The organism is Streptococcus hepaticus (assembly GCF_043656315.1).
GTDB classification, from domain to species: Bacteria; Bacillota; Bacilli; order Lactobacillales; family Streptococcaceae; genus Streptococcus; species Streptococcus hepaticus.
Window position 1 is genome coordinate 211,411 of the sequence record NZ_JBINIY010000001.1, and the last position, 19,985, is coordinate 231,395.

General features: G+C 41.5%; 24 protein-coding genes. 21 read left to right on the forward strand and 3 right to left on the reverse strand.

Features of this window, described 5'->3' with window-relative positions; translation table 11 throughout:
• The first annotated feature begins 15 nt into the window (after positions 1-15).
• From zapJ to ACHUFA_RS01160, 6 genes are all read left to right on the forward strand, one after another.
• Positions 16-681: a divisome accessory protein ZapJ gene (zapJ, locus tag ACHUFA_RS01135; RefSeq protein WP_394404672.1), complete on the forward strand. Its 666-nt coding sequence runs from the start codon at positions 16-18 to the stop codon at positions 679-681.
• Positions 678-2,009, forward strand: a complete 1,332-nt coding sequence (murC, locus tag ACHUFA_RS01140; RefSeq protein ID WP_222347008.1) for a UDP-N-acetylmuramate--L-alanine ligase — start codon at positions 678-680, stop codon at positions 2,007-2,009. Before zapJ ends, murC begins: the two co-directional genes overlap by 4 nt.
• 51 nt (positions 2,010-2,060) lie before the next feature.
• The gene (locus ACHUFA_RS01145) at positions 2,061-2,552 is read left to right on the forward strand and encodes a GNAT family N-acetyltransferase (RefSeq protein WP_222347007.1); all 492 of its coding nucleotides are present in this window, start codon (positions 2,061-2,063) and stop codon (positions 2,550-2,552) included.
• 67 nt (positions 2,553-2,619) lie between these two features.
• Positions 2,620-4,356, forward strand: a complete 1,737-nt coding sequence (gene mltG / locus ACHUFA_RS01150) for an endolytic transglycosylase MltG (RefSeq protein ID WP_394404673.1) — start codon at positions 2,620-2,622, stop codon at positions 4,354-4,356.
• Positions 4,357-4,426: 70 nt separating this feature from the next.
• Positions 4,427-4,909 carry a transcription elongation factor GreA gene (greA, locus tag ACHUFA_RS01155; RefSeq protein ID WP_222347005.1) on the forward strand — a complete coding sequence of 161 codons (483 nt, stop codon included), beginning with the start codon at positions 4,427-4,429 and terminating at the stop codon, positions 4,907-4,909.
• 355 nt (positions 4,910-5,264) lie between these two features.
• On the forward strand, positions 5,265-6,944 hold the full coding sequence (locus ACHUFA_RS01160; RefSeq protein WP_222347004.1) for a hypothetical protein: 1,680 nt from the start codon (positions 5,265-5,267) through the stop codon (positions 6,942-6,944).
• A gap of 123 nt (positions 6,945-7,067) precedes the next feature.
• On the opposite strand, the gene yidC is transcribed toward ACHUFA_RS01160, so the two are convergent.
• Both yidC and ACHUFA_RS01170 read right to left on the reverse strand, forming a co-directional pair.
• Complete coding sequence (yidC, locus tag ACHUFA_RS01165) at positions 7,068-7,979, reverse strand: membrane protein insertase YidC (RefSeq protein WP_222347003.1); 912 nt, start codon at positions 7,977-7,979, stop codon at positions 7,068-7,070.
• A 72-nt stretch (positions 7,980-8,051) separates the two neighbouring features.
• A complete protein-coding gene (locus tag ACHUFA_RS01170) occupies positions 8,052-8,327 on the reverse strand; it encodes an acylphosphatase (protein ID WP_222347002.1) in 276 nt (91 codons plus the stop codon).
• Positions 8,328-8,405: 78 nt separating this feature from the next.
• Here ACHUFA_RS01170 and ACHUFA_RS01175 point away from each other — a divergent pair, with 78 nt between their 5' ends.
• From ACHUFA_RS01175 to ACHUFA_RS01185, 3 genes are read left to right on the forward strand one after another with little or no spacing between them, the layout of a single operon-like run.
• Complete coding sequence (locus ACHUFA_RS01175; protein WP_222347001.1) at positions 8,406-9,146, forward strand: TrmH family RNA methyltransferase; 741 nt, start codon at positions 8,406-8,408, stop codon at positions 9,144-9,146.
• 48 nt (positions 9,147-9,194) lie between these two features.
• Entirely contained in the window at positions 9,195-9,683 is a 489-nt protein-coding gene (locus ACHUFA_RS01180; RefSeq protein ID WP_394404674.1) for an HD domain-containing protein, read from the forward strand.
• A 19-nt stretch (positions 9,684-9,702) separates the two neighbouring features.
• The gene (locus ACHUFA_RS01185; protein WP_394404675.1) at positions 9,703-10,401 is read left to right on the forward strand and encodes a Bax inhibitor-1/YccA family protein; all 699 of its coding nucleotides are present in this window, start codon (positions 9,703-9,705) and stop codon (positions 10,399-10,401) included.
• Positions 10,402-10,546: 145 nt separating this feature from the next.
• On the opposite strand, the gene pepC is transcribed toward ACHUFA_RS01185, so the two are convergent.
• Positions 10,547-11,872, reverse strand: a complete 1,326-nt coding sequence (gene pepC, locus ACHUFA_RS01190; RefSeq protein ID WP_394404676.1) for an aminopeptidase C — start codon at positions 11,870-11,872, stop codon at positions 10,547-10,549.
• Between the two features lie 151 nt (positions 11,873-12,023).
• On the opposite strand from pepC, the gene ACHUFA_RS01195 reads away from it, so the two are divergent.
• The 12 genes from ACHUFA_RS01195 to yidD all read left to right on the forward strand — a co-directional run bounded on the left by ACHUFA_RS01195 (position 12,024) and on the right by yidD (position 19,822).
• Entirely contained in the window at positions 12,024-13,271 is a 1,248-nt protein-coding gene (locus ACHUFA_RS01195) for a diaminopimelate decarboxylase (protein ID WP_222346997.1), read from the forward strand.
• Between the two features lie 12 nt (positions 13,272-13,283).
• Positions 13,284-13,670, forward strand: coding sequence for a hypothetical protein (locus ACHUFA_RS01200; RefSeq protein WP_222346996.1), 387 nt, complete (start codon positions 13,284-13,286; stop codon positions 13,668-13,670).
• Between the two features lie 155 nt (positions 13,671-13,825).
• Positions 13,826-14,059, forward strand: coding sequence for a YneF family protein (locus ACHUFA_RS01205; RefSeq protein ID WP_222346995.1), 234 nt, complete (start codon positions 13,826-13,828; stop codon positions 14,057-14,059).
• A gap of 56 nt (positions 14,060-14,115) precedes the next feature.
• A complete protein-coding gene (gene racE / locus ACHUFA_RS01210; protein WP_222346994.1) occupies positions 14,116-14,910 on the forward strand; it encodes a glutamate racemase in 795 nt (264 codons plus the stop codon).
• Complete coding sequence (locus ACHUFA_RS01215) at positions 14,907-15,902, forward strand: nucleoside-triphosphate diphosphatase (protein ID WP_394404677.1); 996 nt, start codon at positions 14,907-14,909, stop codon at positions 15,900-15,902. Before racE ends, ACHUFA_RS01215 begins: the two co-directional genes overlap by 4 nt.
• Positions 15,881-16,402 carry a metallophosphoesterase gene (locus ACHUFA_RS01220; RefSeq protein ID WP_222346992.1) on the forward strand — a complete coding sequence of 174 codons (522 nt, stop codon included), beginning with the start codon at positions 15,881-15,883 and terminating at the stop codon, positions 16,400-16,402. The genes ACHUFA_RS01215 and ACHUFA_RS01220 overlap by 22 nt, the downstream gene beginning before the upstream one ends.
• Positions 16,399-16,845, forward strand: coding sequence for a cyclic-di-AMP-binding protein CbpB (gene cbpB / locus ACHUFA_RS01225; protein ID WP_394404678.1), 447 nt, complete (start codon positions 16,399-16,401; stop codon positions 16,843-16,845). Before ACHUFA_RS01220 ends, cbpB begins: the two co-directional genes overlap by 4 nt.
• A gap of 8 nt (positions 16,846-16,853) precedes the next feature.
• On the forward strand, positions 16,854-17,600 hold the full coding sequence (gene xerD / locus ACHUFA_RS01230) for a site-specific tyrosine recombinase XerD (RefSeq protein ID WP_222346990.1): 747 nt from the start codon (positions 16,854-16,856) through the stop codon (positions 17,598-17,600).
• A complete protein-coding gene (locus ACHUFA_RS01235; RefSeq protein WP_222346989.1) occupies positions 17,590-18,309 on the forward strand; it encodes a segregation/condensation protein A in 720 nt (239 codons plus the stop codon). The genes xerD and ACHUFA_RS01235 overlap by 11 nt, the downstream gene beginning before the upstream one ends.
• Complete coding sequence (scpB, locus tag ACHUFA_RS01240) at positions 18,293-18,859, forward strand: SMC-Scp complex subunit ScpB (RefSeq protein WP_222346988.1); 567 nt, start codon at positions 18,293-18,295, stop codon at positions 18,857-18,859. Before ACHUFA_RS01235 ends, scpB begins: the two co-directional genes overlap by 17 nt.
• Entirely contained in the window at positions 18,849-19,574 is a 726-nt protein-coding gene (locus tag ACHUFA_RS01245; RefSeq protein WP_394404679.1) for a pseudouridine synthase, read from the forward strand. The genes scpB and ACHUFA_RS01245 overlap by 11 nt, the downstream gene beginning before the upstream one ends.
• A complete protein-coding gene (yidD, locus tag ACHUFA_RS01250) occupies positions 19,574-19,822 on the forward strand; it encodes a membrane protein insertion efficiency factor YidD (protein WP_222346986.1) in 249 nt (82 codons plus the stop codon). Before ACHUFA_RS01245 ends, yidD begins: the two co-directional genes overlap by 1 nt.
• The last annotated feature ends 163 nt before the right edge of the window (positions 19,823-19,985 follow it).

The window sequence follows — 19,985 nt, forward strand, 5'->3', positions numbered from 1 at the left end:
TGAAAGGAAAAGTGTATGACGAGACGACAGAATATGTTTCCCTTGATTGCGGATGATGAAGTTCTAGTTGGCCCAGCGCCGCAGATGACTCTCTATGATGAATCAGACCTCATCAGCAATATCAAAGGGCCTTATCAAGACAAGGATTTTAGTCAGCCGGTTGGTGTAGAAAAAGTGACTCATGAAGTTGCTCAAGAAGACTTGTTGCCACCGCTCTTTTCTAGTCAGCCAAGTGGCTATTCAAGACGAGAACGTCTCCAACGTCCGACACCACCTCGTGCAGTTTATTCTGAGAAAACACAGGGACAGTTGGCGCGTGAGCAGGCGCGTGAAGACTTGAAACGCAAAAAATCAGCTGCGTATCTACAGGATGAAAAGCTTAGTTTACATAAGCCCCTTCGTCAACCAGTGACCGCGCCCTTAGTAGCAGAGCATAAGATGACACATTTGAGTCATTTAGCAGATAAACTGCGTCAAGATAGCTATATTTTAGCAGACATGCCTGCGGTTTATTCTTTGGAAAAAGAAGATCGGGCAAAAGAAGAGGCTCCCCTTCAACGAAATTCTTATGATTTCTTGAAACGCAGCCAAGTTTATGATTATCCTGAACGCCAAGTGAGACGGGAACGTCAAGTTGCGCAGGAATTGAATTTAACACATATGGAAGAGGGTATGGAATGACCAAAACCTATCATTTTATCGGAATTAAAGGCTCAGGAATGAGTGCACTTGCGCTCATGTTACACCAAATGGGTCATAATGTTCAAGGAAGTGACGTTGAGAAATATTATTTTACACAACGTGGCTTGGAGCAAGCAGGCATTGACATTTTGCCTTTTGATGAAAAAAATATTTCTGCTGATGTAGAACTCATTGCAGGGAACGCCTTCCGTCCAGATAATAATGTTGAGATTGCTTACGCAGATGCTCAAGGTTACACTTACAAACGTTACCATGAATTTTTAGGCCAATTTATGCGCCAATTCACAAGTTTTGGGGTGGCAGGAGCTCACGGAAAAACATCAACAACCGGTCTTTTAGCCCATGTGATGCGAAATATCACGGATACTAGTTACTTGATTGGTGATGGAACAGGACGTGGTTCGGCCAATGCTCAGTATTTTGTCTTTGAATCGGATGAGTATGAACGCCATTTTATGCCATATCATCCTGAATACAGCATTATCACTAATGTGGACTTTGACCATCCAGACTATTTCACAAGTCTAGAAGATGTCTTCAACGCTTTCAATGACTATGCAAAACAAGTGACTAAAGGTCTTTTCGTCTATGGAGAAGATGCTGAATTGCGCAAGATTACAGCAGAAGCACCAATTTACTACTATGGTTTTGGTGAGGAAAATGACTTTGTAGCTTATGATTTGCAGCCTTCAACGACTGGCTCAACGTTTAAAGTTCGTCATGGCCAAGAAGAATTGGGTACTTTCCAAATTCCGACCTTTGGTCGTCACAATATCTTGAATGCGACAGCAGTTATCGCGAACCTTTACGTAGCTAGTTTTGACTTGGCACTCGTTGCAGAGCATATGAAGACTTTTGGTGGGGTGAAACGCCGCTTTACTGAAAAAGTAGTCAATGGAACAGTGATTATCGACGATTTCGCCCACCATCCAACAGAAATCATTGCGACCATTGATGCAGCTCGTCAAAAATACCCAAGTAAGGAAATCGTAGCAGTCTTCCAACCACATACTTTCACACGGACGATTGCTCTCTTGGATGAATTTGCTGGCGCTTTGAACGACGCTGACGCTGTTTACTTGGCACAAATCTACGGTTCAGCCCGTGAAACAGATAATGGTCAAGTCAAGGTGGAAGATTTGGCGGCTAAGATTAACAAAAAAGGTGCAGTCATCACTGTAGAAAATACATCTCCACTTTTGGATCATGAAAATGCAGTTTATGTCTTCATGGGAGCAGGCGACATCCAATCTTATGAGTATTCCTTTGAACAACTCTTGTCCAACCTTGCAAACAACGTACAATAAAACTGAAACAGGCAGCCAACAGCTGTCTGTTCTTTCTATGGAGAAAAGAATATGGAAATACGTTTTGTAACAGCAGCTGATTTGCCGGCGATTATTGCCTTAGAAGAAGGGAATTTTCCGCCTCAGGAATGCATGGCACGTGAAGTTTTGTCTTTTTATGTGGAACATCTGGGTCAGACTTGTTTGTTAGTAGAGGATGAGGGAGTTGTTGCGGGGCATTTACTGGCGACGCCTATGCCAGAATCTAGTTTGACGGACTTTGTTTTTGAACAAACTGCCTTGCCTAAGGGAGATTTATCTTATCTGGGGATTTCTAGTTTATCAATTGCAAAAAAATATCAGGGACAGGGGCTAGGGACTCTCCTATTGGCTGCGCTCAAGGAAGTTGCTGTAGCTGCTCATTTTAAAGGGATTTGTCTGACTTGTAAGGAAGAATTGATTTCCTACTACCAAATGAATGGATTTTCTGAAATGGGTCTCTCGTCGTCCCAATTAGGTGGTGAAGAATGGGTGGAAATGTACTGGGAAAGCCCATCAGAGTAAGGTTCTTCTTGCTTTTATAGCCTATTTAGGATATAATATCATGTAATTGTGTGAAAGGAGAATAAGTGTGGCAGATAACTTAGAAAACAAAGACACACAAAAATCCTCGTTTCGGGACCAGATTTTACGAGATTTGGAACAATTGAAACAGGAACGTCTAGCACAACAACCAGCAGAAGAGACCATGCCTTCTGTTGATGATTTGAGAAAGCGTTTTGATGTTGACCGTGTAGAAATGGACAAAACACCAGCTAAAGCAGCTGATTTGTTACTTGAAGAAACTTCAGAAAAACCTTTGGTTGAGCAAGTTTCAGAAGATTCAGTAGAAGAAATTCCTGAGGAAGTTATTGAAACTGCAACTGAGATCCAAGAAGTCGTTCCAAACTTTGAACGAGAAGAAGTGGCAGAGCCAATTTCAGCTGTAGACAATGAGGAAGTAGCATCAGAGATTCCAGCAGTAGAAGAGGTTGTACCAGTTCTTTCAGAAGAGCAAGATTTGGATGCGACAGTTGTACATCATTTCTCAATGGAAGGGCATGAAGCCGCGCTGGCAGAAGCTACAACTACTTTGGAAGAAACACTCGTATCTCCAGTTTCAGTAGCAGAAGAGAGCGAAAAAGCAAGCCGTAAGCATGCAAGAAGTCGTGCGTCTATTAAACAACACCGCAAAAAACAAGAAAAGACAGCAACGCGTATCGTGATGACCGTTGTAACAGTTGTCTTGTTGGCAGTGGTGCTAACAGGTGTGGCAGGCTATGCCTATGTCAAATTAAGTCTCGAGCCAATCAATACTAAGGCGACAAAGGCACTTCAAATTGAGATTCCAGAAGGTTCTACGACACTTGAGATCGGTAAAATTCTTGAGAAAAACAATTTGATTAAGAATGCAACGATTTTTAACTACTATGCCAAGTTAAAGAGTTACAATAACTTCCAAAGTGGTTTCTACAATTTGTCCCAATCTATGTCAGTTGACGAATTGTCTAAAGCCTTGCAGGAAAGCGGAACAGCAACTCCTCAAGAGCCGATTGCTGGTAAAGTTTTAATTATTGAGGGTTCAACCATCAAACAAATCGCCCAAGCTATGACGAACAATGTCAACACTAAGAAGACAGATGACAAGACACCATTTACTTCAGAAGATTTCTTGAAATTGGTAGCAGACGAGGCCTTTATCCAGAAAATGGCCGCAGCCTATCCAAAATTATTTGCTAGCCTCCCAGCAGCAGATAGTGGTGTTCTTTATCGTTTGGAAGGCTACCTTTTCCCAGCGACTTATGAGTATACGGATTCAACAACCGTAGAAGAAATGGTTGAAAAAATGATTGCGGCTATGGATGAGCGTCTGAAACCTTACTATGATCAATTAGCAGCCAAGGGATTGGACGTTAATTCCCTCTTGACCATGGCTTCATTGGTTGAGAAAGAAGGTTCTACAGACGAAGACCGTCGTACCATTGCAGGAGTCTTCTACAATCGTATCAACGCAGGCATGCCTTTGCAGTCTAACATTGCAATTCTTTATGCAATGGGTAAATTAGGTGAGAAAACAACATTGGCAGAAGATGCGACAATTGATACCAATATTGATTCGCCTTACAATATCTACACCAATACAGGCCTCATGCCTGGTCCAGTGGATAGCCCAAGTCAGGCAGCAATCGAAGCGACCTTTAACCCAAACAAAACAAATAATTACTACTTTGTAGCTGATGTTAAAACTGGTACTGTTTACTATTCTGAAACCTTGGAGCAACATGAACAAAACGTTGCAACCTATGTAAACAGTCAGATTAATAACTAAAAGAATTGAACAAAGTTATGTGGGTTTCCCGCATAATTTTGTTTTCAGAAATAGAGAGAAGGAAATCATAATGGCAGAAAAAACCTATCCAATGACCTTGGAAGAAAAATTGAAATTAGAGCAAGAACTCGAAGACTTGAAATTGGTCCGTCGTCCAGAAATCGTAGAACGTATTAAAATCGCGCGTTCATACGGTGACTTGTCAGAAAATAGCGAATACGAAGCAGCTAAAGACGAGCAAGCTTTTGTAGAAGGCCAAATCTCAACTCTTGAAACAAAAATCCGTTACGCGGAAATCGTTGATAGCGATGCAGTTGCAAAAGATGAAGTGGCTATCGGTAAAACAGTAACAGTTCAAGAAGTTGGAGAAACTGACGAAGAAGTTTACCATATCGTTGGTGCGGCAGGTGCTGATGCTTTTGCAAACAAAGTATCAAATGAAAGTCCGATTGGCCAAGCTTTGATTGGTAAGAAGACAGGTGAAGTAGCAACTGTTCAAACTCCAGCAGGAAGCTACGATATCAAAATCCTTAAGGTAGAGAAGACAAAATAAGTAAAAAAGAAGATCAGTCGGTCTTCTTTTTTGTATAGTGGTTTTGATGTATTCTGTAATATTATTCAGAAAGATACATAAAGTGATAGATAATGACTGTTATTGAAAGGTTTTGGGGTTTAAGAAGAATAGGAGAAATGGTTGAAGTGTTGATAGAATAGGATTTAGTCTTTCAAAACAAGATTAAGATAAACTAAAGAACCTTTATACAAGGTAATAAATGTATTAATCTGGAAGATTTTGATTGTTTTCTAAAACAAATTCCGCTAGAATACGAAAAGTGTTCAAGCGAGATCCGAACATTGCAACTACATTCTGACAATTAAAAATAAAATTATAGGAGAAAAAGAAAAGAATGAAAAAAATTACACTCAAATCTGTCGCAGTATTATCCTTAGCCGTCACAGCTTTTGGAATGGCCCAACCAGCAAGTGCGGTGACAAATTATTATGAAGATGAAGTCAAAACTTTGACCTCACAAATGGAATCATTAAATTATGGGCATCATGTTGGAGGATATTTTGAGCAAAAGAAAACAGAAATTGATTTCTTGCTTGGTTTGGGTGGATATTTATTTTCTAAAGAAGAGTTTTCTCATCCTGCCTATAAAACAAGCGTTGAAGAATTGAAGAAAACTATTTTAAGTCACCATGATTATTTAAAAAATGTCAACGTTACAGAAAATGTTAGTTTAGAGACTGATAAGGTGAAAGCCAAGAAAGAAAACCAAGTTGCTAGTCTAACTCATAAACAGTATGCCCAGTTGATTCAGAATTTAGAGAGAGCAATTTGCAAGTTTGCTGATAATGTCGTTGAGATTCAAATTGAAAATTTAGACTTAATTACTTTCCCGCTTTACTTTAAAAATAATCTTTCTATGGGATATATGCAAGGCCGCTTAGACTATGGCTATTATGATGAATTTTATCGATATTTTGATCATCATTCTAAAAACTTTCAGAAATTAATTTCTTATACAACTTATTACGAGACAGAATATACTTCGAAAGTGAAACAATTGAATGGTACAGCAAAAAAACTTGAGACGTTAATTCAAACTACTCCTAATGCTGAAGAACTAAGATTAGAATATAAAATTGCTTTAGATAAAAATAAAGATACTGTCAATGTTGTTACGAAGAACAGAGTTGTTTTAGCAGAAGATTTGCCAACAATTAAAGCAGTTGATGATAAAATTAAAGATCTTGAATTCATTTACAATAAATATACTCAATTAAACAAAAAAATTGAGATTCCTATGATTGAAGAATATCAAAAAGAGATTGATTCAAGAATTTCAAATCAAAATTATGCAGATAAAATATCACAAATCGATAAAAAATGGGATTCGTTGCGAGAAACAATTGATAGTTCAAAAGGTCAGCCAGTTTCTCCTAAAGAGGTTTACTATGATTTGGATGAGGGAGGTAATCCAATAAAAGTAGAAGCGATTTCAGTTGAAGTAGCTACTCAAGTAGTAGAAGTGGTTGAAGTTTCAGAGCCAGTTATTAAGAATGAATTTTCTAGCTACTATAAGGCAGAAGCAGACCGTGTGATGACAGAATTTGCTGAGATGCGTAATCGTATGCACTATTATAACTTTGACGAAACTGCAGCAGGTTTGATTGCGGAGGGAAATAAAGTCTTCAAAGAATTGGAAGCAGCCTTGAGTGATTCTAAAGCTGTTTCAGAAGCGGAATTGATACGTGCAACAGACCGCTTGGATGTCTTACGAGCAAACTTGGAAGATCGTAAAGAACAACTTGGACAAGAACTTGTTAATAAGTTGAACGATGCGATTAGTGAATTTAATATTGTTAAAAATAAGCTGTATGGTTTTGATAATGAAGACTACTATGCAACATATGATGAAGCAAGCACACAAGGTCGTGTCATTGCACAACAATTTGACAACCTTCTATCTGAGGGAGCTGTTAACTATGACAATGTTCTAGTGAGCAATGATGTCAATACGAAGTTGTCACTTTTGGAAGGCTACACACGTACTTTGCAAGAGCTTGCAGCAATCAACTAATTGACTACTCTTACTAAGAACTCCATATAAAAAGAAGAAGCAACTTCCTAAGTTTGCTTCTTTTTGTAATGAAGATCTAGGATGGCAAAAGAGGCTGGACATTAGTCTAAGCCTCGGTAAGTATCATTTTGAACGTTGTTTGCCAGCGTTTCGCTTTTCTTTTTTAGGTGCGATGATAGCTTGGTCAATGATTGGTTCAGCTGTTTTGACAGTTGCTGTTTTTGATAGTTTTGGAGGATTTTTTACAAATTCCTCTTCAATTTGTTTACGAATTTTTGGCTTGATGATAAAGGTTGTCAAGATTTGCTGGATAATACCGAAGAGACCGCCGACTACCCAGTAAAGAGTCACACCAGCAGGAGCAGAAATCGAGAACATAACAATCATAATCGGATTGATATAGAGCATAGAGCGCATTTGTTTCTTTTGTTCTTCGTCAAGTCCGACTGTCATCAACATGGATTGGAAGAAGTAAAGGACACCTGCGATAGCCACGAGAATCAAGCTACGTTCGCCCAAGTCGATACCAAAGAAGTTTGCATCTGCAATACCTTCAGTAAACTTAGCAGCGTAGAAAAGAGCTGTAAAGAAAGGCATTTGGATGAGGATTGGTAAGCATCCCATACCGCCGAACATGCTGACACCGAGTTCTTTATGTGCAGCCATGTATTCTTGCTGTGCAGCCATTTGCTCTTCTTGGGTGCTAGCATTGCGCATGCGTTGTTGAATTGGGTCCAAGATTGGTTTCAAGAAGCGCATTTTTTCAGATTGGTAGCTAGCCTTGTAAGACTGATAAACACCAAGTGGTAAAATCAATGTACGAACAAGGAGGGTTACGATGATGATAGCAAGACCAAATCCGAGTCCTTGGTTAACCGCGAAGAACTTGATGAGATGCCCCATTGGCTCCACCAAGAACTTGTAAACCCAGCCTTCACCAGTTGGAACACCATTTTTCTGCTGTACACAGCCAGATAAGAATACTAACATTGAGAGGGCCATGCCCGATAAAAATAAACGTTTAGATTGTTTCACTTTTCTCTTCCTTTTTTGTCAAGATACCTTCTATTTTACTGTTTTTGAGGAAAATATACAAGTTAAAGATGGTTATTGCACCTTAAAATCATGGTAGTTAGAGAAGTTGGCTAATTGTACATCGAGATAGGTGAGCTTGGACAGGCGTGAGGGACCTTTTCGGACTTCTTGGATAAATTGGCTGAGCTTTTCAGATTTTTCAGATTGAGCGAGGATGGTGACAGTACCATCTTCATTGTTCCACACTCGTCCATAAATATCTCCGATTTCTCCTGCTAAAAATTGGACAGACCAGCGGAATCCAACTCCCTGCACACGACCAGAAGCAATCATTTTTACCTTATGCATGCTTGAGTCCTTCTTTCTTTTTGACAAGTATTTCACTTTATTATATCATGGGAAATAGTCAAAGAAAAAGAGGAAATCATGGAAGTTATTCGCTCGAAGGCCAACCAACTGGTCAAGCAAACTAAGAAATTACACCAGAAAAAATACCGCAAAAGATCCTATTTGATTGAGGGATGGCATTTATTGGAAGAGGCACAAAAAAGTGGTGCTCAGATTGAACGCATTTTTGTCTTGGAAGACCATGTAGATCGGGTAGCAGACCTTACAAATGTGACCGCGGTTTCTAGAGAAATCTTAATCGACCTAGCAGATAGCCAGACACCTCAGGGAGTGGTGGCTCAAGTCTCTCTTCCTGAACAAGAACTTCCGACAGCGTTAAAAGGGAAATTTCTCTTTTTAGAGGATGTGCAGGATCCTGGGAATGTCGGGACCATGATTCGGACTGCAGATGCAGCAGGCTATGATGCAGTTTTCATCTCGGATAAGTCAGCTGATATTTATAATCTCAAAGTTCTGCGCTCCATGCAGGGAAGTCATTTTCATCTGCCCATCTATCGTCTAGCGACGGAGGAGCTGTTCCGCCTTTGCCAAGAAAATGGTGTGAAGATGCTGGCTACTACTCTATCAAAAGAGTCGGTAGATTATAAAGAGGTCTCAGCGCCAGCAAATTTTGTTCTCGTTATGGGCAATGAGGGACAGGGGATTTCCAACTTGGTAGCGCATGAGGCAGACCAATTGGTCCACATCAGTATGTCGGGACAGGCGGAAAGTCTCAATGTAGCTGTGGCGGCAGGGATTCTGCTATTCAGCTTTATTTAAGGCGCTTGTGCCATACTGTGGTATAATAGTGGCAAAGGAGGCTGGCCTATGACTTCTTATAAAAATGATCCAGAATATATGGAACATGTGGGGCACCTATTGGCGGCACCTAAGGTGCAGAAGCTGATTGATATTACCCATCATTATTATTCAAATCGCTTAGAGCACTCTATCAATGTATCCTATACAAGCTATCGTCTGGCTAAGAAATTTGGCTGGGATGCTCGGTCAGCTGCGCGTGGTGGCTTGCTTCATGATTTGTTTTACTATGACTGGCGGGAACAAAAATTTGCCAAAAGTCACGCTTGGGTTCATCCAAGGATTGCCCTAAGAAATGCTAGGAAGTTGACGGATATCAATCCTATTGAAGAAGATATTATCGTCAAGCATATGTTTGGTGCGACCATCGCTCCACCACGTTACAAAGAGACTTGGATTGTCACTTGTGTGGATAAGTACTGGGCGGTTCGAGAAGCCACATTGCCTTTACGACATCGTTTTAAACGAAGAAAACCAAGACATTTGAAATTACCATAAAAAGAATGAGGAGAAATATATGAATAACAATCCATTTATTATCAATCAGGTCGATACAGTTGGCCTCAATCGTTTTTTTGCAAAAATCTACGGATTTGTAGCTGCGGGAATTGGTCTGTCAGCTCTAACATCATTTTTGGCGCTGACAGTTTTCCAAGATGCAACAATTAGTTTGTTGAGAGGCGGAGGCTCTGGTATTATCATGATGCTCATGTTGGTGGAAATCGGGTTAGTATTTGCAGCGTCAGCCATGGCAGCTAAAAATAGTCCAGCAGCTTTACCTATGTTTTTAGGCTACTCTGTTTTGAACGGTTATACCTTGAGTTTTGTGCTTCTGTTCTACACACAAACAGCAGTCATGAATGCTTTTATTTCCTCAGCTCTTATGTTTGTAGTCATGGCAGTGATTGGTGCGACGACTAAGAAGGATTTATCAGCTATGGGTCAGGCTTTACGTGCAGCTCTTTGGGGGATTATCATTGCAAGCCTTGTTAATCTGTTTCTTAGCAGCTCAGGTATGAGTTTTATGATTTCAATCGTGTCTGTCTTGATTTTCTCAGGCTTGATTGCCTATGATAACCAACGTATCCGTTACGTTTTTGAAGAAACAAATGGACAAGTGAATCAAGGATGGGCTATTTCTATGGCTCTCCAGCTTTATCTTGATTTTATCAACCTTTTCTTAAATCTTCTTCGGCTTTTTGGTTCAAGAGATTAGGAAGTGTGACAAATTGATATTGCGGAGCAACCAATCACTGGATTTCACTGGGTTAAAGTATAACAAAATGAGGCTAGGACTCTTGTCCTGGCCTTTTTGCATGCAAAAAATCAGCCACCGTTGAGGTGACTGATTGACGGATAGATTATTTTGCAAGTGCCCCCATTGGGTCCCACGGTGCAAGTACGATTGGCTCAGCTTCATAGGCTGCGAGTTCTTGGGCAGTCAAGAATTCCTTGCGGACAACGATTTGGTAAGTATATTCGTCCATCCAAGCATCAGAAGCTACGAAGTAACCTTTTTGACCAACTTTGTCCCCCCATGAATTTTCGACTTTCCATTTGGTCGCTTTGCCATTTTCGTCCAAGTCAACACCAGTCAAGACCATGGCATGAGTCATAAGACTTTCACTGTAATCAAGGCGACCAGCCTTGTCTTGGGTTAATTTGATGTCCATGGCAGATTCAAAATCATAGGTATTTGTCGCCATGACACCAGATTGGCGGTCGCTCATTTGACCGACATCAGAACCAAACCAGACAGACTCGCCAGCTTGCATTTGAGCGATAGCCAATTCTTTGAAGCGGTCCATGTCTAGGTTAATGTAGCGAACATCACGGCTACCAACCACATTTCCAAGTAACTCAACAGTATAAGATTTACCATAAGGTTTGTCAGCAGTTGGAGCATTAATAACAGAGACGTAATCTTCCAGTTTCAAGCCAACGTATTTTTCGTAGAAGGCTTGCGGTGTCAAGTTTTTCTCTGAGTGGAAGTTGTTGTCCTTGTCGCGGTAGGCAAAGTCAAATGTGCGCGGTGGCAAACCAAGGTTCATAGTCAGGAAGTTGAAGATTTCTTGAAGAAGTTCTTCTTTTTTAGCCTGAACATCACCGCCAGCTGCAAGAGTTTCGCGGAGAATTTGTGCGTCTTGGCGGAGAAGTTTATTGAGGTACTGGTTCATTTCACGGCTGGCGCTAGATGAGATTGACTCTGGGTAGATTGATTTTGGTACAACACCATATTTTTCAAAGAGGGCAACGACCATGTCCCATTGTCCGCCGTCTTGTTGAGGAACGTCCAAGAGGAATTTGACCTTTCGGCTACCGAGTTCTTGATCTGCTGTTGCAATGATTTGTTCCAAGAACCAGTTTGATTTTTCGTACTTATCCCAGAAGAAGGTGTGTGCTTGTGACAGCTCAAAGTTTTCCAGTTTGAACTCGCTGATAAGTTTGTGGCGGAAAGTATTGAGGGCTGCGAACATCCAGCAACGACCAGAAGCTTTTTGGTTTGAGACGGCGTCTTTTGTCAAATCAATTGAAAAGACAGGATCTGTCTCGATTTCGCTTTGGCGAGTTTTTAAGGCCTTGAGGAGCCCAGCGTGGGTAACAGCATTTTCTACAGCCTGATATTTTGGATTTGCCAAGTAATCAGCGTAGAGTTTGTCGGTGAAATTTTGTGTTAATTCTGTCATAATAACTCCATTTCTATAAATTTTTTACCCTTCCATTATAAGACTTTGAAGTTAGAATGCAAGTCGGGACTTGATTTTGAGACGAATTTAGCAGAAAACTTCCATTTTATGGTATAATGATGACTAAATATTCTGAATTTTGGAGAGACCTATGACCAAGACACCATTTATCACAGCTTCGCAACTAGAATCGATTACAGATCAATTTCCAACCCCCTTTCATCTTTATGATGAAAAAGGGATTCGGGAAAAAGCTCGCGCTGTCAATCAAGCCTTTTCCTGGAATCCTGGTTTTAAGGAGTATTTTGCGGTCAAGGCAACGCCCAATCCAGCTATCTTGAAGATTTTACAGGAAGAAAACTGCGGTGTGGACTGTGCAACTGAGGTTGAATTGCTCATGAGTCATAAATTGGGCTTTACCGATATCATGTTTTCATCTAACAATACACCAGCCCAAGAATACCGTTATGCGCGTGAGATTGGTGCGACTATCAACTTGGACGCTTACGAGCAAATTGCTTTTTTGGAAGAAGTAGCTGGCTTACCAGAAACGGTCTCTCTCCGCTACAATCCCGGTGGTGTATTTGCTTTGGGAACGGATATCATGGACAATCCAGAGGAGTCCAAATTTGGTATGACACGGGCCCAGCTCATCCAAGGTTTTAAGGATTTGAAGGCTGCAGGTGTCAAGGAATTTGGTATTCATTCTTTCTTGGCCTCAAATACAGTGACCAACGATTATTACCCTGAATTGGCGCGCCAGCTTTTTACTCTTGCTGTGGAAATCAAGGAAGAAACGGGAGTCGAACTCAGCTTTATCAACCTATCTGGCGGAATTGGGGTCAACTATCGTCCTGAAGAAGTGGCCAATGATATTGCTGTCATCGGTGAGGGTGTGCGCAAGGTTTATGAGGAAGTCCTAACGCCAAATGGTCTTGGAAATATCAAGATTTTCACTGAGTTGGGACGCTTCATGTTGGCACCGCACGGGGTTCTAGTGACCAAGGTGCTTCATCGCAAGAAAACCTATCGTGATTATGTGGGTGTGGATGCCTCTGCGGTTAACTTGCTTCGTCCAGCTATGTACGGCTCTTACCATCACATCAGCAATATGACCAATCCTGCTGGTCAGCTGGAAGTCGTGGATGTAGTTGGATCGCTCTGTGAAAACAATGATAAATTTGCTAAGGGGCGTGAAATTTCTGAGGCGCGTGTGGGCGATACCCTTGTCATTCACGATACAGGAGCGCATGGATTTTCCATGGGTTACCAGTACAATGCCCGTCTCCGCTCAGCTGAAATCCTCTTCCAAGAAGACGGAACAGCCCGCATGATTCGCCGCGCAGAGACACCAGAGGACTACTTCGCAACCTTGTATGGCTTTGATTTTGAGGAGTAGGAGGATTGTCAGATGCTACTAATCGGAGTAACAAAGGAAAATAATTGGCTGATGTCTCGCTGGCACTTGACCTATCGTGTTTCTTGGGAACAATTATTAAAAGGATTAGAACGGGCTTATCCGTTTTATGAACAACCTCAAGTGCTAGTTGGTAATCAAGAAATCGGAGTTTCTGATAGTACAGAAATAGCAAGTATAGCTGAAGGTACCAGTCTAACCTTTCGAGGAATGTCCAAAATATTTGGTCTTCCTCTCTCCATTACATTCTATAATCAAGTACCAGATGTCGATGTTAGCATCGCTGCTGTAGGAGAAGAGTTCAGCTTGGCGGACTATGAGAAGTTTAACAAATCAATATCTAACTATCTCACCAGTATTGAGATTGCGATGTTTCAATAAATGAGCAGGATTTAGGGGACGGCTTAGTTCTAATAAAGAAAGCGCCAAATGGATTTCTCTGTTGTGGAAGAGCCTGATTGAAAACCATAATAAAACCTTGGAAAACTTTGATTTTTCTGATATAATAGTACAAGAAAATCAAGGAGTTTAGAAATATGAATTTAGCATTAGCAATTGTATTAATTTTGGCAGCTTTGGCTGGTGGTGTGGCTTTGGGTATGTACCTTTCACGTAAGCAAGTACAAGACTACATCGCGGACAAGCCAGTTTTGGATGAAAATGCTCTTCGTTTGATGATGAGCCAAATGGGTCAAAAGCCTAGCGAAGCAAAAGTGCAACAAACACTTCGTCAAATCAAGGCTTCACAAAAGACTGCAAGCAAAAAATAAGCATAAATGGGACTCGGGAGAACATCCCAGTCCTTTTTTAGCGAAAGTAGGAAATGATGGATAATCGACCAATCGGTTTTTTGGATTCTGGTGTGGGGGGCTTGACAGTTGCGCGTGAGCTCATGCGCCAGCTTCCACATGAAGAAATTGTCTATATTGGAGATTCGGCAAGAGCGCCCTATGGGCCTCGACCAGCGGAACAAATCCGTGAGTTTACGTGGCAGTTGGTCAACTTTCTTTTGACCAAGGACGTGAAAATGATTGTCTTTGCCTGCAATACGGCGACAGCTGTTGCTTGGGAAGAGGTCAAAGAAGCACTGGATATTCCTGTTTTGGGCGTGATTTTACCAGGAGCTTCTGCGGCTATCAAGGCGACTCGAGCAGGAAACGTAGGTGTGTTGGGAACTCCTATGACCATTCAGTCAGATATTTATCGTCAAAAAATCCAGGACCTGTCCCCTGAGACGCAGGTTTTGAGCCTTGCATGCCCTAAGTTTGCACCTCTTGTTGAGTCTAATTCTCACCAGTCTAGTCTGGCCAAAAAGGTGGTTTATGAGACATTAGGACAGCTGAAAGGCAAGGTAGATACGCTTGTTCTGGGCTGTACGCATTACCCTCTCTTGCGTCCTATTATCCAAAATGTCATGGGACAAGGTGTTAAGTTGATTGACAGTGGTGCAGAATGCGCGCGGGATATTTCAGTCTTGCTCAATTATTTTGAAATTAATCATAGCCGAACAGCAGAGAAAAAAGGGCATAAATTTTATACAACAGCTAGTCCGGCAGCCTTTCGAGAAATTGCGGAAAGCTGGCTCGGTTCAGTAATAGATGTGGAGCATGTGACATTATGACCAAGAAAATTTACGAATACAAAGACGCGGAAAATTGGTTTATTGCAAGTCTTGGGGACTATCCTTATGTGACCAGTTTTTTTGATGATACTTCATTTTCTCGTATTTCTGAAATGATTTACAAGGTATTAGAAGATACAGGATATAAACGTTTTGACGAAGGACCAAGCGTTCAGATTCATGTAGTCAAAATGGCTTCGGACTATCAACTCTTGTCATTTTTGACGGATATGATTAATCAAGAATTTGACCGAAAACTCCAAGTCCGTCGTCATCAAGGGACAGTTTTGGTAACAGAGGGTGACCAGCTTTTGTCTGTTCTCTTACCAGCCGGCGGTATTCAATTAGCTGATTTTCTAAGAAATTTTTCTGAGAAAACTTTGGGAGATACCATTCTGATTGCGACTAAAAATGAAGGCAAGACCAAGGAATTTCGTTCATTCTTTGAAAAATTAGGCTATCAAGTTGAAAATCTCAATAACTATCCAGATTTACCAGATGTAGCTGAGACAGGTATGACCTTCGAAGAAAATGCTCGACTCAAGGCAGAAACCATTGCTCAGTTGACTAGGAAAATGGTCTTGGCAGATGATTCTGGTCTAAAAGTTGATAAACTTGGTGGTCTGCCTGGCGTTTGGTCAGCTCGTTTTTCAGGGGCAGATGCGACAGACGAAGCCAACAATGCTAAGCTCTTGCATGAATTGTCTATGGTTTTCGAGCAAAAAGATCGTACTGCTCAGTTTCACTGTTGCTTGGTCATTGCAGCGCCTGAACGAGATAGTTTAGTGGTTGAAGCAGATTGGGAAGGTTATATTGCCTTTGAAGCCAAGGGTGAGCACGGCTTTGGCTACGATCCTCTCTTTATTGTTGGAGAAACGGGTAAACGCTCTGCCGAATTGACCGTGGAAGAAAAAAATAAGATTTCCCACCGCGCGAAAGCATTGAACAAACTCTTGGAGGTATTTCCAGTATGGCAAGCAAACGAATTTTAGTCATGAGTGATTCTCACGGAGATCGTGGGATTGTGGAAGAGATTAAAAAGACCTACTTAGGAAAAGTGGATGCTATTTTTCATAATGGAGACTCAGAATTGCCAGCAGATGATTCCATTTGGGACGAGATTCAGGTCGTTTGTGGAAATTGTGACTACTTTGGTGGCTATCCAGATACACTTTTGACAGACTTGGATGGACTGCGTATTGCCCAAACACATGGTCACCTTTTCGGAATCAATTATGGTTGGCAGAAGTTAGACTATTGGGCGCAGGAAATGGAATCAGATATCTGTCTCTATGGTCATCTCCATGTGCCTGATGCGGAAGTGCGAGGCGGAACTCTCTTTCTCAATCCAGGTTCTGTTAGTCAACCACGTGGACTGATCAGAGAATGCCTCTATGCTTTGGTGACAGTGACGGACGAAAATTTCTTGGTGGAATACTTCAACCGTAATCATCAAGTATTTACTCCACTGACAAAGGAAATTGCCCGATGATTACACCTAAGATAAAAGAGTTTTTGTTGCAACAAGAAGGAACCTTTCTGACGCCAGCAGAAAAACTAGCTGTCATCGTAGATAGTCATAATATTGACCATGCCAAGCTCCTTCTTAGCCACATGACCTATTCACGGGTCCCTGTTGTGACAGAGGACAATCGCTATTTTGGCACGATTAGTCTCAGAGAAATTTCTCTTTATCAGCTTGAAAATGGCTTATCAGATGATGAACTGAATCGGGATATTTCTTTGATTGCCAAGACCGACGGGCCAACAGTTCCGGCTGATTATGATTTAGAAGAGGTTATGCGCGAGCTGATTGACGAGGCCTTCCTACCTGTTGTCGGTCCTAATCAGGAGTTTTTGGGAATTATTACTCGAAAATCCATCCTCAAGGCGGTCAATGCGCTAGTCCACCATTTTCATTTTGAAGAAAAATAGAAAGTTTTATGAACCAATTAATTTCCACCTTTCTCCAGCAAAAGAATCTTTCTAAGAATTCACAATTAGCCTATCAATACGATCTTCAGCAGTTTTGGGAGGTTTGTGAGGGGCAGTTTTCTGCTGGGAAATTGGAAATTTATCTGGCTTCTTTACAGCAACTGAAAGCTACTGCCCAGCAACGAAAATTGTCTGCAGTCAATCAATTTCTCTATTTTCTGTATGAAGAAGGTCAGCTGGATCGCTTTGTCAAATTGAAAATCAAGCAGGCAACCATGAAGCAGACAAACCAAGCATTGAAAGTAGAAGACCTATCAGACCTTTGGTTAGAAAGCGACTTGAAGGAAGGGCAGTTGATTGCCCTCTTGATAGCAGTGGTGGGCTTGACACCGGCAGAAATTGCAGGAATTCGTTCAGAAGATCTGGTCTTAGATTTTTCGGTCTTAACGGTGGAGCGAGACCAGGTCAGACGTGTGGTCAGTCTGACCAAGGAAATCATTCCCTATCTCGAACATCAGACAGGTGCTCTCTTTCTCTTTGATAAAAAGGGACATACTTATTCACGACAATGGTTTTTCAATCGATTGTCCCAATATGTGGCTTCTCTTGGTCAACCAACTTGGACAGCCCAAAAGTTACGGGAACAGTATATCTTACATGCTCTTGAGCAGGGGAAAAGTCTGGAAGAATTAGTCAAAGAATTGGGGCTCAAGTCGATGACGAGCTTGGAAAAATTTAGAAAAAATGGATATTAAATTAAAGGATTTTGAAGGGCCCTTGGATTTGCTCCTGCACTTGGTTTCCAAGTACCAGATGGATATCTACGAAGTGCCCATTACAGAGGTCATTGAGCAGTATCTCGCCTATATCGCGACCCTGCAAGCCATGCGCTTAGAAGTTGCAGGTGAGTATATGCTGATGGCCAGCCAACTCATGCTGATTAAAAGTCGCAGGCTCTTACCCAAGGTGGTAGAAGAAATACCTGAGGAAGACGATCCCGAGCAGGCTCTCTTGAGTCAGTTGGAGGAATACCGTAAGTTCAAGCTTATCAGTGAAAAAATGGGGCAACAACATGATGAACGGGCTAATTATTTTTCCAAGCCCAAGCTGGAATTGGTCTACGATGATGTGACCTTGGCCCAGGATAAGACGACAGTTGACCTCTTTTTGGCTTTTTCAAAAGTAATGGCTGAAAAGCAGGCAGCATTACGCCAGTCCCATGCGACCATTGCTCGTGATGAATACAAGATTGAAGATATGATGGATCAGGTTCGCAGTCGATTTGGACAAAAGAAAAAAATAAGTCTGTCCGACTGCTTCAAGGAAAGTCGGGATATGAACGAAGTGATCACCATTTTTTTAGCCACCTTGGAATTGGTCAAGGTGCAGGAAATCTTAGTGAAGCAAGAAGAAAACTTCGGAGAAATTTACCTAGTAAGGAGTCAAGATGAGTCGAATAGCTGAAATTGAAGTTCTGCTCTTCGTTGCAGGCGAGGATGGTCTGACACAGCGCAACCTAGCAGAAATGCTAGAAATGCAACCGTCAGCGGTTGGTCAGCAATTAGAAAAATTAGCTCAAAAGTATGAAAACGATGCAGAGTCTGGACTTATGCTCTATGAGACATCAAACCACTATAAGCTGGTGACCAAGAAAGACTATGCGGAGCTCTTGCACGTTTATGCTAAGACACCAATTAACCAGTCCATGTCTCGTGCCTTGCTGGAAACTCTCTCGATTATTGCTTACAAACAGCCCATCACGAGAGTGGAAATTGATGAGATTCGCGGAGTCAATTCGAGTGGGGCTATCAGCAAGTTGCAGGTTTTTGACCTGATTCGGGAGAATGGGAAAAAGGATGTAATCGGACGTCCCAATCTTTATGTAACGACGGAGTATTTCCTGGACTACATGGGGATTAATCATCTGGAAGAATTACCAGATGTATCAGGTCTGGAAATTACAGACCAAGAAACAGAATTGTTTCTAGAAAGAGAAAATCAAGATGAGAATTAACAAATATATTGCCCATGCAGGGATTGCTAGCCGTCGGAAGGCTGAGGAACTAATCAAGCAAGGTTTGGTAACGGTGAATGGCCAAGTTATCCGTGAATTAGGTACAACCATTAAATCAGGGGATTTGGTAGAAGTAGAAGGTCAGCCTATTTATAACGAAGAGAAGGTTTATTATCTTCTTAACAAGCCTCGTGGTGTTATTTCAAGTGTATCAGATGATAAGGGGCGCAAGACAGTGGTGGATTTATTGCCAACTGTTAAAGAGCGGATTTATCCAGTTGGACGCTTGGACTGGGATACATCTGGTGTTTTAATTTTGACCAATGACGGGGACTTTACAGATGAGATGATTCACCCACGTAATGAGATTGACAAGGTTTATCTAGCGCGTATTAAGGGGATTGCCAACAAGGAAGTGCTTCGTCCCTTGACACAGGGAATCGTGATTGATGGTAAGAAAACGAAGCCAGCGGTCTACGAAATCCTCAAGGTTGACCCTGTTAAAAATCGCTCTGTGGTACAGTTGACCATTCATGAAGGACGCAATCATCAGGTCAAGAAGATGTTTGAAGCAGTCGGCCTATTGGTGGATAAATTATCCCGTACGAAGTTTGGGAACCTTGATTTGACAGGTCTTCGTCCAGGAGAATACCGCCGTCTCAATAAAAAAGAAGTCAGCCAACTCCATACAATGGCTGTCACTAAAACAAAATAATGGTTTGGATTCTAAAAAAGCTGGTGCGATTTTACCAGCGTTTTATCTCACCGCTCACTCTCCCAGCTTGTCGCTATCATCCTACTTGTTCTACCTATATGTTGCAAGCATTGGACAAGCATGGTCTGAAAGGATTGCTCATGGGAGTGGCACGAATCTTGCGTTGTCATCCCTTTGTAGAAGGGGGAGAAGACCCTGTTCCAGACCATTTTTCTCTCAAGCGAAATTATCCAGAAAATAAGTCATAAATTTTACAAAAATAGCTGAATTTATTGGGTATTTTCCTTGAAATGTCACTGAATTGTGATATAATTGAAAACAAGATATTCATTTATTTAAATCAAACCTGTTGTGATTTAAGTGAATGACTTGTCATTCACCATGCTGTTTGCTGAGCTTGACTCCGGGCAG

Bases quoted from the DNA above. Each gene is read 5' to 3' on its own strand.
- zapJ (WP_394404672.1), top strand. From the start codon at position 16: ATGACGAGACGACAGAATATGTTTCCCTTGATTGCGGATGATGAAGTT.
- murC (WP_222347008.1), top strand. From the start codon at position 678: ATGACCAAAACCTATCATTTTATCGGAATTAAAGGCTCAGGAATGAGT.
- ACHUFA_RS01145 (WP_222347007.1), top strand. From the start codon at position 2,061: ATGGAAATACGTTTTGTAACAGCAGCTGATTTGCCGGCGATTATTGCC.
- greA (WP_222347005.1), top strand. From the start codon at position 4,427: ATGGCAGAAAAAACCTATCCAATGACCTTGGAAGAAAAATTGAAATTA.
- ACHUFA_RS01160 (WP_222347004.1), top strand. From the start codon at position 5,265: ATGAAAAAAATTACACTCAAATCTGTCGCAGTATTATCCTTAGCCGTC.
- ACHUFA_RS01170 (WP_222347002.1), bottom strand. From the start codon at position 8,327: ATGCATAAGGTAAAAATGATTGCTTCTGGTCGTGTGCAGGGAGTTGGA.
- ACHUFA_RS01175 (WP_222347001.1), top strand. From the start codon at position 8,406: ATGGAAGTTATTCGCTCGAAGGCCAACCAACTGGTCAAGCAAACTAAG.
- ACHUFA_RS01180 (WP_394404674.1), top strand. From the start codon at position 9,195: ATGACTTCTTATAAAAATGATCCAGAATATATGGAACATGTGGGGCAC.
- ACHUFA_RS01185 (WP_394404675.1), top strand. From the start codon at position 9,703: ATGAATAACAATCCATTTATTATCAATCAGGTCGATACAGTTGGCCTC.
- pepC (WP_394404676.1), bottom strand. From the start codon at position 11,872: ATGACAGAATTAACACAAAATTTCACCGACAAACTCTACGCTGATTAC.
- ACHUFA_RS01195 (WP_222346997.1), top strand. From the start codon at position 12,024: ATGACCAAGACACCATTTATCACAGCTTCGCAACTAGAATCGATTACA.
- ACHUFA_RS01200 (WP_222346996.1), top strand. From the start codon at position 13,284: ATGCTACTAATCGGAGTAACAAAGGAAAATAATTGGCTGATGTCTCGC.
- ACHUFA_RS01205 (WP_222346995.1), top strand. From the start codon at position 13,826: ATGAATTTAGCATTAGCAATTGTATTAATTTTGGCAGCTTTGGCTGGT.
- racE (WP_222346994.1), top strand. From the start codon at position 14,116: ATGGATAATCGACCAATCGGTTTTTTGGATTCTGGTGTGGGGGGCTTG.
- ACHUFA_RS01215 (WP_394404677.1), top strand. From the start codon at position 14,907: ATGACCAAGAAAATTTACGAATACAAAGACGCGGAAAATTGGTTTATT.
- ACHUFA_RS01220 (WP_222346992.1), top strand. From the start codon at position 15,881: ATGGCAAGCAAACGAATTTTAGTCATGAGTGATTCTCACGGAGATCGT.
- cbpB (WP_394404678.1), top strand. From the start codon at position 16,399: ATGATTACACCTAAGATAAAAGAGTTTTTGTTGCAACAAGAAGGAACC.
- xerD (WP_222346990.1), top strand. From the start codon at position 16,854: ATGAACCAATTAATTTCCACCTTTCTCCAGCAAAAGAATCTTTCTAAG.
- ACHUFA_RS01235 (WP_222346989.1), top strand. From the start codon at position 17,590: ATGGATATTAAATTAAAGGATTTTGAAGGGCCCTTGGATTTGCTCCTG.
- scpB (WP_222346988.1), top strand. From the start codon at position 18,293: ATGAGTCGAATAGCTGAAATTGAAGTTCTGCTCTTCGTTGCAGGCGAG.
- ACHUFA_RS01245 (WP_394404679.1), top strand. From the start codon at position 18,849: ATGAGAATTAACAAATATATTGCCCATGCAGGGATTGCTAGCCGTCGG.
- yidD (WP_222346986.1), top strand. From the start codon at position 19,574: ATGGTTTGGATTCTAAAAAAGCTGGTGCGATTTTACCAGCGTTTTATC.